Source organism: Pseudomonas phoenicis (assembly GCF_047302395.1).
Classification (GTDB): Bacteria; Pseudomonadota; Gammaproteobacteria; order Pseudomonadales; family Pseudomonadaceae; genus Aquipseudomonas.
The window spans coordinates 1,679,814-1,692,030 of record NZ_CP154852.1 but is presented as its reverse complement, the minus strand read 5'-3'; the positions used below and the strand labels follow the sequence as shown (position 1 = coordinate 1,692,030).

The 12,217-nt window shown below is 66.1% G+C and carries 8 protein-coding genes; all 8 read right to left on the bottom strand.

Going from position 1 to position 12,217, the window contains the following annotated elements:
• Window positions 1-199: 199 nt before the first annotated feature.
• Window positions 200-898, bottom strand: coding sequence for an urea ABC transporter ATP-binding subunit UrtE (gene urtE / locus AA0Z93_RS07660; RefSeq protein ID WP_413045676.1), 699 nt, complete (start codon window positions 896-898; stop codon window positions 200-202).
• 10 nt (window positions 899-908) lie between these two features.
• Window positions 909-1,760 (bottom strand): urea ABC transporter ATP-binding protein UrtD, encoded by an 852-nt coding sequence (gene urtD / locus AA0Z93_RS07655; RefSeq protein ID WP_413045677.1) that lies wholly within the window; start codon window positions 1,758-1,760, stop codon window positions 909-911.
• Window positions 1,757-2,836, bottom strand: coding sequence for an urea ABC transporter permease subunit UrtC (urtC, locus tag AA0Z93_RS07650; RefSeq protein WP_413045678.1), 1,080 nt, complete (start codon window positions 2,834-2,836; stop codon window positions 1,757-1,759). Before urtC ends, urtD begins: the two co-directional genes overlap by 4 nt.
• Complete coding sequence (gene urtB / locus AA0Z93_RS07645; protein WP_413045679.1) at window positions 2,836-4,335, bottom strand: urea ABC transporter permease subunit UrtB; 1,500 nt, start codon at window positions 4,333-4,335, stop codon at window positions 2,836-2,838. The genes urtC and urtB overlap by 1 nt, the downstream gene beginning before the upstream one ends.
• An 82-nt stretch (window positions 4,336-4,417) precedes the next feature.
• A complete protein-coding gene (gene urtA, locus AA0Z93_RS07640) occupies window positions 4,418-5,683 on the bottom strand; it encodes an urea ABC transporter substrate-binding protein (RefSeq protein WP_413045680.1) in 1,266 nt (421 codons plus the stop codon).
• 65 nt (window positions 5,684-5,748) lie between these two features.
• Window positions 5,749-6,471 carry a GntR family transcriptional regulator gene (locus AA0Z93_RS07635; RefSeq protein ID WP_413045681.1) on the bottom strand — a complete coding sequence of 241 codons (723 nt, stop codon included), beginning with the start codon at window positions 6,469-6,471 and terminating at the stop codon, window positions 5,749-5,751.
• A 49-nt stretch (window positions 6,472-6,520) separates the two neighbouring features.
• Entirely contained in the window at window positions 6,521-10,159 is a 3,639-nt protein-coding gene (gene uca, locus AA0Z93_RS07630) for an urea carboxylase (RefSeq protein ID WP_413045682.1), read from the bottom strand.
• A 63-nt stretch (window positions 10,160-10,222) separates the two neighbouring features.
• Window positions 10,223-12,043: an allophanate hydrolase gene (gene atzF / locus AA0Z93_RS07625; protein WP_413045683.1), complete on the bottom strand. Its 1,821-nt coding sequence runs from the start codon at window positions 12,041-12,043 to the stop codon at window positions 10,223-10,225.
• Between the last annotated feature and the right edge of the window lie 174 nt (window positions 12,044-12,217).

Here is a 12,217-nt window from a genome sequence, read left to right as displayed (position 1 = left end):
ACGAAGATTTTTTTAAAATTCGGTCCGAACGCTTAGAAAATTTTAACCGAAAATCGTCGCGCAATTACTTTCTCCATGCTTTGCGCCTCTCGTGGTGTGCAGAATGCATATGAGCCGGGCCGGCTACAGATGGACGGCTTGATACGGAAATTGAGGTCGATTAGCCATCGACCAGGCTAGTCCAAGCCTTGTCCCCCCCCTAGATCGCCACCAACCCCCGCACCCCCTCAACCTCCATATCCTCCCCACACCCCCGCTGAACGATCTCCCCCCGCGACATCACCAGATACTGGTCGGCCAACTCCGCAGCGAAGTCATAGAACTGCTCCACCAACAAAATCGCCATGTCCCCCCGCGCCGCCAACTTCCCGATCACCGCACCGATCTCCTTGATCACCGAAGGCTGGATACCCTCGGTAGGCTCATCGAGGATCAGCAAACGCGGCCGGCTGGCCAGGGCTCGGCCGATGGCCAGCTGTTGCTGCTGGCCGCCGGAGAGGTCGCCGCCACGGCGGTGCTTCATCTGCAACAGCACCGGGAACAGCTCGTAGATGAAGGATGGCACCTGCTTGGCTTCGCCGGCGCCGAAGCGCGACAGGCCCATCAGCAGGTTTTCCTCGACGGTCAGGCGCGCGAAGATCTCGCGGCCCTGTGGGACGTAGGCGATACCGGCCTGCACCCGCTGGTGCGGCTTGAGCGGGGTGATGGCCTGGCCTTCCCAGTGGATGCTGCCTTCGCGAGCCGGCACCAGGCCCATCAGGCAGCGCAACAAGGTGGTCTTGCCCACGCCGTTGCGGCCGAGCAGGCAGGTCACTTCGCCGACCTTGGCCTCGAACGACACGCCACGCAGGATGTGGCTGCCGCCGTAGTATTGGTGCAACGAATCGATTTTCAGCATGGTGTTGTCCTCATCGCCCCAGATAGACCTCGATCACCCGTTCATCGGCCTGTACCTGCGCCAAAGACCCCTGCGCGAGCACACTGCCCTGGTGCAGCACGGTGACCTGGTCGGCGATGCTGCCGACGAAGCCCATGTCGTGCTCCACCACCATCAACGAGTGCTTGCCGGCCAGGCGCTTGAACAGCTCGGCGGTGAACTCGGTTTCGGCATCGGTCATGCCTGCCACCGGCTCGTCGAGCAGCAGCAGGTGCGGGTCCTGCATCAGCAGCATGCCGATTTCGAGAAACTGCTTCTGCCCGTGGGACAGCAAGCCGGCCGGGCGGTGGCGCGAGGCCTCGAGGCGGATGGTGGTCAGCACTTCATCGATCCGCGTGCGCTGCTCGCCGCTGAGCCGCGCGCCGAGGCAGGCCCATACCGATTTGTCGGTCTTCTGCGCCAGTTCCAAGTTCTCGAACACCGTCAGCGCTTCGAACACCGTGGGCTTCTGGAACTTGCGGCCGATGCCGGCCTGGGCGATCTGCACTTCGCTCATGCGGGTCAGGTCGAGGGTGTCGCCGAACCAGGCCTTGCCGCTGCTGGGGCGGGTCTTGCCGGTGATCACGTCCATCAGGGTGGTCTTGCCGGCGCCGTTGGGGCCGATGATGCAGCGCAGCTCGCCCACGCCGATGTACAGGTTCAGGCCATCGATGGCCTTGAAACCGTCGAAGCTGACGTTGATGTCCTCCAGGGTCAGCACCGTGCCGTGGCGAGCGTCGAGGCCCGCAGACACGCCCCTGCCGAGGCCGATGGCGTCGCGGCCACGGCCCTCGTCGATGATCGGCTCCAGCATGAATTCGGGATGGACAGACGGGAACCTCATTGTTCGCCCCTTTTCTTCAGCAGGCCGACCACGCCCTTGGGCAGGTACAGGGTGACCAGGATGAACAGCGCGCCCAGGAAGAACAGCCAGAACTCGGGAAACGCCACGGTGAACCAGCTCTTCATACCGTTGACCAGACCGGCGCCGAGCAGCGGGCCGATCAGGGTGCCGCGCCCGCCCAGAGCGACCCATACGGCAGCTTCGATGGAGTTGGTCGGCGACATCTCGCTGGGGTTGATGATGCCCACCTGCGGCACGTACAGCGCCCCGGCCAGGCCGCAGAGCACGGCGCTCAGCACCCAGACGAACAGCTTGAAGCCACGCGGATCGTAGCCGCAGAACATCAACCGGTTCTCGGCGTCGCGCAGTGCGGTCAGGACCCTGCCGAACTTGCTTTGCGCCAGGCGCCAGCCCAGCAACAGGCTGCCCACCAGCAGGGCCACGGTCAGCAGGAACAGCACCGCGCGGGTGCCCTGCGCGGTGATGTCGAAGCCCAGCAGGGTGCGGAAGTTGGTGAAGCCGTTGTTGCCGCCAAAGCCGGTTTCGTTGCGGAAGAACAGCAGCATCCCGGCGAAGGTCAGGGCCTGGGTCATGATCGAGAAGTACACGCCCTTGATCCGCGAGCGGAAGGCGAAGTAGCCGAACACCAGGGCCAGCAGCCCGGGCGCCAGCACCACCAGGCACAGGGCCCAGGCGAAATGCTGGGTGCCGGCCCAGTACCAGGGCAGTTCGCTCCACGACAGGAAGCTCATGAACGCCGGCAGGCCGTCGCCGGCGGCTTCGCGCATCAGGTACATGCCCATGGCGTAGCCACCGAGGGCGAAGAATAGGCCATGGCCGAGCGACAGCAGGCCGGCGTAGCCCCAGACCAGGTCCAGGGCCAGGGCGACGATGGCGTAGCAGAGGATCTTGCCGACCAGGGTCAGGGTGTAGGCCGAGACGTGCAGGGTATGGCCTTCCGGCAGCAGCGAGAGCAGCGGCAGGGCGAGCAGCACGGCAAGGACGATGGCGCCGAGGGCCAGGGACAGTTTCGCGCCGGCCTTTTGCGTGGCGGTGACAAGCAGTGGCTGGTTCATCAGTCGATTACCCGTCCCTTGAGGGCGAACAAGCCTTGCGGACGCTTCTGGATGAACAGAATGATCAGCGCAAGGATGAGGATCTTGCCGAGCACCGCACCGATCTGCGGTTCCAGCAGCTTGTTGGCGATGCCCAGGCCGAAGGCGGCCCAGAGGCTGCCGGCCAGTTGCCCGACGCCGCCGAGCACCACCACCAGGAAGGAATCGATGATGTAGCTCTGGCCCAGGTCCGGCCCGACGTTGCCGACCTGGCTCAGGGCCACGCCACCGAGCCCGGCGATGCCCGAGCCGAGGCCGAAGGCGAGCATGTCCACACGGCCGGTCGGCACACCGCAGCAGGCGGCCATGTTGCGGTTCTGCGTTACCGCGCGGACGTTGAGGCCCAGGCGCGTGCGGTTGAGCAGCAGCCAGGTCAGCAGCACCACGCACAGGGCGAAGCCGATGATGACGATGCGGCTCCACGGCAGTACCAGGTTCGGCAGCACCTGGATGCCGCCGGACAGCCAGGCCGGGTTGGCCACCTCGACGTTCTGCGCGCCGAATGCCAGGCGGATGGCCTGGATCAGGATCAGGCTGATGCCCCAGGTGGCGAGCAGGGTTTCCAGCGGGCGGCCGTAGAGGTGGCGGATCACCGTGCGCTCCAGGGCCATGCCGACTGTGGCGCTGACGGCGAACGCCACCGGCAGGGCCAGCAGCGGATAGAACTCCAGCGCGCCGGGGGCGTAGCGCTGGACCGCGATCTGCACCACGTAGGTGGTGTAGGCGCCAAGCATCAGCATCTCGCCGTGGGCCATGTTGATCACCCCGAGCAGGCCGAAGGTGATGGCAAGGCCCAGGGCGGCCAGCAGCAGGATCGACCCCAGAGACAGGCCGCTGAAGGCCTGGCCGAGGATTTCGCCGATCAGCAGCTTGCGCTCGACCTGGGCCAGGCTGGTTTGCGCGGCGGTGCGCACGCCGGCGTCGCTTTCCACGGCCGGGTCGAGCAGGGCCTCGAGGCGGGTGCGGGCCATGGGGTCGCCGGTCTCGCCGAGCAACCGTACGGCAGCCAGGCGCACGGAGGGTTCGGCGGCGCCCAGTTGCAGGTTGGCCAGGGCCAGGCCGAGGGCGGCGTGCACGCTGTCGTCCCGCTCTTGGGCGTACTGACGGTCGAGAAACGCGACCTGGGCCGGTTGCGCGCTCTTCTGCAATTGCTGGGCGGCTTGCAGGCGCACGGCCGCATCGGCGCTGAGCAACTGGTGGCTGGCCAGGGCGTTGGCTACCAGCCCGCGCAGGCGGTTGTTCAAGCGCAGCTTGCGGGTGTCGTCGGCGCCGAGGCGGCCTTGTTGCAACGACGCCAGCAGGCCCAGCCGGGCAGGGTCGGGCAGCGCCGCCCAGTCTTGCAGCAGGCGCGCCTGCTCGTTGGGCTTGGCGGCGGCAAAATAGTCGGCTTCGCTGGCGTGCGTGGCGCAGGGCAGCAGCAGGCACAGGGAAAGCAGGAGTCGGTAGAGGGCCTTGGGCATGGAACAGGGTCCCTTTTGGGTAACGGTGGGTGGTGCGCTCCAGCGCCCCATCGCCGGCTCGCCAGCGACGGGGCTGCAGGGATCAGTTGCCCTTCACCGCATGGTCGGGGCGTTTGTCATTGCCCGGAATGAACGGGCTCCACGGCTGCGCCCGCAGCGGCTGCTCGGTTTGCCAGACCACGTCGAACTGCCCGTCGTCCTGGATCTCGCCGATCATCACCGGCTTGTGCAGGTGATGGTTGGTCTTGTCCATGGTCAGGGTGAAGCCCGAGGGTGCGTCGAAGGTCCGCCCGGCGAGCGCCTCGCGGACCTTGTCGACATCGGTGCTGCCCGCCTTCTCGGCGGCCTGGGCCCACAGGTGGATGCCGACGTAGGTGGCTTCCATCGGGTCGTTGGTCACCGCCTTGTCGGCGCCCGGCAGGTGCTTGGCCTGGGCGTAGGCTTTCCAGTCGGAGACGAACTGGGCGTTGACCGGGTTCTGTACCGACTCGAAGTAGTTCCATGCGGCCAGGTGGCCTACCAGTGGCTTGGTGTCGATGCCGCGCAGTTCCTCTTCACCCACGGAGAAGGCCACCACCGGCACGTCGGTGGCCTTCAGGCCCTGGTTGGCCAGCTCCTTGTAGAAAGGCACGTTCGAATCGCCGTTGACCGTGGAGATGACCGCCGTCTTGCCACCCGCGGAGAACTTCTTGATGTTGGCGACGATGGTCTGGTAATCGGCATGGCCGAACGGGGTGTAGACCTCTTCGATGTCCTTGTCGGCCACGCCTTTGGAGTGCAGGAAGGCGCGCAGGATCTTGTTGGTGGTGCGCGGGTAGACGTAGTCGGTGCCGAGCAGGAAGTAGCGCTTGGCCGCGCCGCCTTCCTCGCTCATCAGGTATTCCACCGCCGGGATCGCCTGCTGGTTGGGCGCGGCCCCCGTGTAGAACACGTTCGGCGACATCTCTTCGCCTTCGTACTGCACCGGGTAGAACAGCAGGCCGTTGAGTTCCTCGAACACCGGCAGCACGGATTTGCGCGACACCGACGTCCAGCAGCCGAACACCACCGCGACCTTGTCCTGGGTCAGCAACTGCCGGCTCTTCTCGGCGAACAGCGGCCAGTTCGAGGCCGGGTCGACCACCACCGGCTCCAGCAGCTTGCCGTTGACCCCACCCTTGGCGTTGATCTGCTCGATGGTCATCAACGCCATGTCCTTGAGCGAGGTCTCGGAAATCGCCATGGTCCCGGACAGCGAGTGCAGGATGCCGACCTTGATGGTCTCGGCCGCCTGGACGGTCCAGGTCAAACCCAGGGCGGCGATCGAGGCGGACAACGTGAAAGCTTTGATCAGACTGCGACGTTTCATGCAGGCGCTCCAGTACGTTGGGAAGTGTTGTTGTGTGGGTACATCTGGGCAGTCGAATCGACGCTTCAGGGATTCACCGACTTCAGCTGCGCCCGCTGCCGTGCGACGTGCAGCATGTGCAGGGTGATCTTGCGCACTTCTTTCTTGCTGACCTCGATGTGGGCCTTGAGCAACTGCTGCGCGTTGTCCGTGCGGCGCTGCAGGATCGCGCTGAGGATGCGTCCATGCTCTTCGTAGGTCGCGGCGATGCGCGGCTCCTGGGTGAAGTCGAGGCGCCGGATGATGCGGATCTTCTCGGTGATTTCGTAATGCAGCCGCGCCATCTCACCATTCCCTGTCGCTTCGACGAGTGCGCAATGGAAACGCTCGTCCAGCGCCGAGACCGTCTTGCTGTCGTCCAGACGGTCGTTTTCTGCGACCAGCCAGGTCGCCTTGAGCGATTCCAGCAGCGGATGGCTTTGCGCTTCGAGCTGGCACAGGCGACCCACGGCCGCCAGCTCCAGCACGATGCGCACGTCGTACAGCTCTTCGAAGTAGTTGAAGTCGAAAGGCCTGACCTGCCAGCCGCTTCTGAAATACACCTCCAGATAGCCTTCACGCTCGAGCCGATAGAGCGCCTGGCGCACCGGTGTGCGGCTGACCTCCATGCGCTGTGCCACCGCACCCTCGCTGAAGCGGTCGCCCGGTAGCAGGCGGAACTCGAAGATATCGTTCTTGAGCTGCTGGTAGATCCGCTCGACCAGGTTGTCGGGGCGATCTTTGGTCATGTTCGGGGATGAAATCTGCATGTCGGCTATCCAGTGACGGACACGCCTTCACGGCGTGTCCGGATCATGTTCAAACGTCGGCCGTTTCGTGCGCGTCGATGTAGACCAGGACATCGCCCGGCACCACTGGCCTACCAGGCACACAACCGATCGCCGCCACCGTGCCGGCGACGGGCGCCACCACGGCGAGCTCCATCTTCATCGCCTCGATGACGACGAGCTTTTCCCCGGCCTCGACCGCTTGCCCTTCCTCCACCAGGACCTTCCACACGTTGCCGTTGAGGTCGGCGCAGACCCGCTGCCCGGGATGCTCCGGCGCCTGTGCCACCGCGGCCTCGGCGAGGGCCTGCGGTTGCCCGATGCCAGCCTCTTTCCAGCGCTCGACCTCCGCTTCGTAGGCCTGCTTCTGCCGCGACTGGAAGTCGGCGATGCTGGGCGCGTTGGCCGCGAGGAATTGCGTGTATTCGGCGAAATCGAATTGCGTCTCCTCGATGCGGATCTGCGCGCGCCCTTCGCGGAACGCCTCGCGGAAGGCGTTGAGTTCATCCTCCTCGACCGGGTAGAACTTCACCTGGTCGAAGAAGTGCAGCAGCCAGGGTTGGCCGTCCTTGAACTGGGCGTTCTTCGAATACTTGTTCCAGATGGGCAGGGTGCGCCCGACCAACTGGTAGCCGCCGGGAGAGTCCATGCCGTAGATGCACATGTACATCCCACCGATGCCCACGGCGCCTTCGGCCGTATGGGTGCGGGCCGGGTTGTACTTCGAGCTGAGCAGGCGATGGCGAGGGTCGAGCGGCACGGCGCAGGGCGCATCGAGGTACACGTCGCCCAACCCCAGGATCAGATAACTGGCCTGACAGACGATGTCCTTGACCTGATCGCGGTGCGCCAGGCCGTTGATGCGTTGCAGGAAATCGACGTTGTTGGGCAACCAGGGCGCTTCGGCGCAGACGGTTTCCCGGTAACGCTCCACGGCGCTCAGGGTCGAGCTGTCTTCGAAGGCGATGGGCAGATGGACGATACGGGTCGGCACCTTCAAGCGCGTGACGTCGCCCAACTCATGTTCGAGCTGGATCAGGCGCTCGATCAGCGTGCGCTGGTGCAGCACCCGGCTGTCGTAACGCAGTTGCAGGGAACGCACGCCAGGCGCCAGTTCCTCGAGCCCTGGCAGCGGATTGGCCTCGAGCGCCGCCATCAGCACGTGGATGCGCAGGCGCAAGGCGATGTCGAGCACGTTGTCGCCGTACTCCATCAGCACGTAGTTGTCGCCGGCCTGGCGGTAGACCACGCGCGGACGGGTGCCGTCGGCAGCCATCTCCGCCAGTACGGTGGCCGACGAAGTCGCCCCTGGCACGAGCGACGGCGCTGGCAAGCGCTCGGCCTTGGCCGGCGCCAGGGTGGCCAGGCTTTGCTCTTGAGCGCGCTCCAGCAGTTGGGCCTGCTCGAAGCTGATGGGGTGGAAGCGCAGCTTGTCGCCCGGCTTGATCTGGCCCACTTTCCACAGCTCGGCCTTGGCGATCGTGACCGGGCACACGAAGCCACCGAGGCTCGGGCCATCCTTGGCCAGGATCACCGGGAAGTCGCCGGTGAAGTTGATGGCGCCGATCGCGTACTCGCAGTCGTGCACGTTCGACGGGTGCAAGCCCGCCTCGCCGCCATCGACCCGCGCCCAGGTGGGTTTGGGGCCGGACAGCCGCACGCCCAGGCGGTTGGAGTTGTAGTGCACCTCCCACTCGGTGGCGAAGAACGCATCGATGGACTCGGCGGTGAAGAAGTCCGGCGCGCCATGGGGGCCGTAGAGCACGGCGATGTCCCAGGCTGTGGCGTACTCGGGAATCAATTGCGCAGGCGCCGCACAAGGCGCGCCGACCGGCGCCGGGGTGGTGCACGCCGGCAGATCGGGCTGCGAGATGGCCAGCATGTCGGCAGGCCGTAGCGTGCGTCCGGCATGCCCGCCGAACTGACCCAGGGCGAACGTCGAGCGGCTGCCGAGGTAGACCGGCACATCCAGCCCGTTGCGCACCGCCAGGTAGGTTCGGCAGCCATCCAGCGCGCGGCCGAGTTTGAGCACCTGCCCTGCGCTGACGTGGATCGGCGCCCAATAGGGTACCGCCTCGCCGTCGACCTCGGCCGGGCACTGCGCGCCCGTCAGCGCGACCACCGCATCGCAGTGGAAGCGCAGGGTCGGCCCTTGCAAGGTGAATTCCAGACCGGCCGCACTTTCGTGGTTGCCGACGATGCGGTTGCCGAGGCGGAACGCGTAATCGTCCATCGGCCCGGAGGGCGGCACGCCGATGCTCCAGTAGCCCAGGCGCCCGGGATAGTCCTGCACGCTGCTGTAGGTGCCAGGCTCGAGCACCTCGATGACGCTGGCCTTGAACGCGCAGTCGTCGAGCAGCCGTGTCCACACCTGACCGGCCAGGAAGCGCGGCTCGGCAACGATCTGCCGCAGGTAGTCGAGGTTGCTGGCGATGCCGTGCAAGCGCGTCGCGCCGAGGGCGGCCTGCAACTTGGCGATCGCCTGTTCCCGGCTTTGGGCATGCACGATCAGCTTGGCGATCATCGGGTCGTAGAACGCCGACACTTCGGTGCCCGTGCTCACCCACCCGTCGACGCGCACATCGTCGGGGAAGAACACCTCGGTCAGCACGCCTGGGCTGGGTTGGAAGTGCTTCAGCGGGTCTTCCGCATAGATACGCACTTCGATGGCGCAGCCCTGCGGCGCCCGCGCCATCGCAGCCCAATCGAGGGCGTCGCCGGCGCCGACCCGCAGCATGCACTCGATCAGGTCCAGGCCCGTGACCATCTCCGTCACGGGGTGCTCGACCTGCAAGCGCGTATTCACTTCCAGGAAGTAGAACGCGTCACAGGCACCGTCGTAGATGAACTCCATGGTCCCGGCGCTGCGGTAGTGCACCGACTCGCCCAGCTTCACCGCCGCGCGATGGAGCGCTTCGCGGGTCGCGGCCGGCAGGTGCGGCGCCGGGGTTTCTTCGACCACCTTCTGGTTGCGCCGCTGCAAGGAACAGTCGCGCTCGCCCAGGGCCACGACGCGGCCTTTGCCGTCGCCGAACACCTGCACTTCGATGTGCCGTGCGCGATCGATGAAACGCTCGAGGAACACGCCCGAATCGCGGAAGAACTGCTCGCCCATGCGCTTCACGCCGTCGTAGGCCTCGCGCAGGCTGGCGGCGTCGTCGCAGCGGGTCAGACCGATGCCACCGCCGCCCGCCGTGCTCTTGAGCATCACCGGGTAGCCGATGCGCTCGGCTTCCTGCAAGGCCTGCTCCAGGCTGTCCAGCAAGGCCGTGCCTGGGGTCATGGGCACGCCTGCGGCAGCGGCCAGCTCCCGGGCCCTGTGCTTGAGGCCGAACTCGCGGATCTGCTCGGCCGTCGGGCCGATGAAGGCGATGCCGGCCGCTTCGCACGCGTCGGCGAACTCCGCGCTTTCCGACAGGAAGCCATAGCCGGGGTAGATCGCCTGGGCGCCCGTTTGCCTGGCGGCGGCAAGGATCTTGTCGATTCGCAGGTAGCTGTCTGCGGCTTTTTCGCCCTCCAGGGCGACAGCGACATCGGCCATCAGCACATGCGCGGCATTGCGGTCCGGCTCGGAATAGACGGCGACGGCTTTGACCCCCAGAGCCTTGAGGGTACGAATGGCACGCACGGCGATTTCACCGCGGTTGGCGATCAGGACGGTCTGGAACATGCTGCGCTCCCTGTAGTGGCGCGAATGGCGGGGGTGGCCTCCCGATTGCCGGGAGGCGCGTGGTCAGGCGTTCTGCACGCTGGCGATGTAGGCGCGCCAGCCGCCGAAGTCGGTGATGTCGCGGGCGCCGGCCAGTGCCCAGGGCTCGCAGATGAAGCCTTTCACCGTGCGGCCGTCGGCCAGGGTCAGGTTGCCGATGCCCAGCGGGGCGGGGATCTCGGCCACGAATTCGCCGAAACGTGCGATGGGCATGTCCCAGAGTTCAACGACGATCGGGCCGCCGCTGTCCGCACGTGCCAGGCCGGGCTTGGGCGGCACGGTGCCGGGCAGGGCATAGAGGCGGTAGTGGTCGGCCGTCAGGGTCTGCTCGACCAGCACCGCATTGCGGGTCGTCAGTTGGAAATTCAGCGGCATGCCCGTGAGATGGGCGCCGACCACGGCAACGCGCACGCTGCCCGGCGCCTGGGCCGCTGGGGCGTGCGTGGGCTCGGGCAAAGCACGGCCGGTTGCGCCGAGCGGCAGGTTCAGGTGGGCCTGCCAACGCTTGCCCACATCGGCCAGCGCCAGGTCGTGCCAGGCGGGGGCGATCAGCGTGATGCCGGCGGGCAAGCCATCGCTGCGCAGGCCTGCCGGAAGCGCCAGCGCCGAGAGGTCCGCCAGGTTGGTGAAGTTGGTGTAGTAGCCGAACTGCGAGTTGAACAGCACCGGCTCCGCGTCCATTTCCGCCAAGGTGCGCAGGGTCGGCGAGGTCGGCACCAGGAGCGCGTCGTAGCCGGCCAGGCCGTCGTTGATCCGGCGGCTCAGCTCGGCGCGCAGGTACTCGGCCTTGTACGCATCGCGCGCGGTGTAGGCGAGGCCGTTTTCGACGATGCCGCGCACCACGGGGTCGATCGCCTCGGGGGCGCGGGCCAGCATGTCCTCCACCGCGACGGTGCGCTCGGCGACCCAGGAGCCGTAATAGAGCTGCTCGGCCAGCTGGCGGAAGGGCGTGAAATCGATGGGGGTGATGTCTGCGCCCAGCGCTTCGAAGGTGGCCAACGCCCGTTCGAACACCGCCTGGTTCTGGCCGTCGCCAAAGAATTCCAGCCTGTCCGGGATCGCGAGGCGAAGCTTGTTGCCGATGGCAACCGGTGCGGTATTGGGGTTGGGCCGCGAATAGGCGTCAGTCGCATCGAAGCCGGCCGCGATGGCGGCCACCGTTTGCGCATCGTCGACGGTCAAGGCGAACACCGAAATGCAGTCGACGGTCCGGCAGGCTGGCACCAGGCCAGTGTTGGACAGCCGCCCCTTGGTGGGTTTGAGGCCCACGATGTTGTTGAAGCCGGCGGGCACCCGCCCGGAGCCTGCGGTATCGGTGCCCAGGGAAAACGCCACCAGCCCGCGCGCGACGACCGACGCCGAGCCGGAGCTCGACCCGCCGCTGACGTAGTCGGGGTCGAAGCTGTTGGGCACTGCGCCATGGGGGGAGCGTGTGCCCACCAGGCCGGTGGCGAACTGGTCGAGGTTGGTCTTGCCCATCAGGATCGCCCCGGCGGCACGCAGCTTGCCGACCACGGCCGCGTCGCTTGCGGCGACGTAGGCGAAGGCCGGGCAGGCGGCCGTGGTCGGCCAGCCTGCCGCATCGATGTTGTCCTTGATCGCGAACGGCACGCCGTACAGCGGCAACCGGTCGAGGTCGCCCTCGACTGCCGCGAGGCGCTGCTCCAGCTCCGCCAATTGCGCGGTCAATTGCTCGCGTTGGACCAGGCTGATCCAGGCACGGTCGTCACTTGGGAATGCATCCAGCAGCGCCAGTAGACTCTCTGGGGTCAGCGACTGCTTCCGATAGGCTGCGATCCATTCGCTGACCGTCCAACCGAAGCAGGGTGATCGTTCGATGTGCATAGCGGATTCCATGTTGTATCCAAGTTATGCAACCGACTCAGCAAGCATTGGGCCAATTATGGAATGTTCAATGTAAACAGGTGGTTATCGAATTTTTCCGTCGAAGCCGACTGCGTTGACCCACCAGGCGTGCACATCGTGAGGGCATGCGCATCAATTTGGTGAGTGTGTTGA

What these genes read in the sequence shown, in the direction of transcription:
- urtE (WP_413045676.1), bottom strand. Translation starts at nt 898, where the DNA reads ATGCTGAAAATCGATTCGTTGCACCAATACTACGGCGGCAGCCACATC.
- urtD (WP_413045677.1), bottom strand. Translation starts at nt 1,760, where the DNA reads ATGAGGTTCCCGTCTGTCCATCCCGAATTCATGCTGGAGCCGATCATC.
- urtC (WP_413045678.1), bottom strand. Translation starts at nt 2,836, where the DNA reads ATGAACCAGCCACTGCTTGTCACCGCCACGCAAAAGGCCGGCGCGAAA.
- urtB (WP_413045679.1), bottom strand. Translation starts at nt 4,335, where the DNA reads ATGCCCAAGGCCCTCTACCGACTCCTGCTTTCCCTGTGCCTGCTGCTG.
- urtA (WP_413045680.1), bottom strand. Translation starts at nt 5,683, where the DNA reads ATGAAACGTCGCAGTCTGATCAAAGCTTTCACGTTGTCCGCCTCGATC.
- AA0Z93_RS07635 (WP_413045681.1), bottom strand. Translation starts at nt 6,471, where the DNA reads ATGCAGATTTCATCCCCGAACATGACCAAAGATCGCCCCGACAACCTG.
- uca (WP_413045682.1), bottom strand. Translation starts at nt 10,159, where the DNA reads ATGTTCCAGACCGTCCTGATCGCCAACCGCGGTGAAATCGCCGTGCGT.
- atzF (WP_413045683.1), bottom strand. Translation starts at nt 12,043, where the DNA reads ATGCACATCGAACGATCACCCTGCTTCGGTTGGACGGTCAGCGAATGG.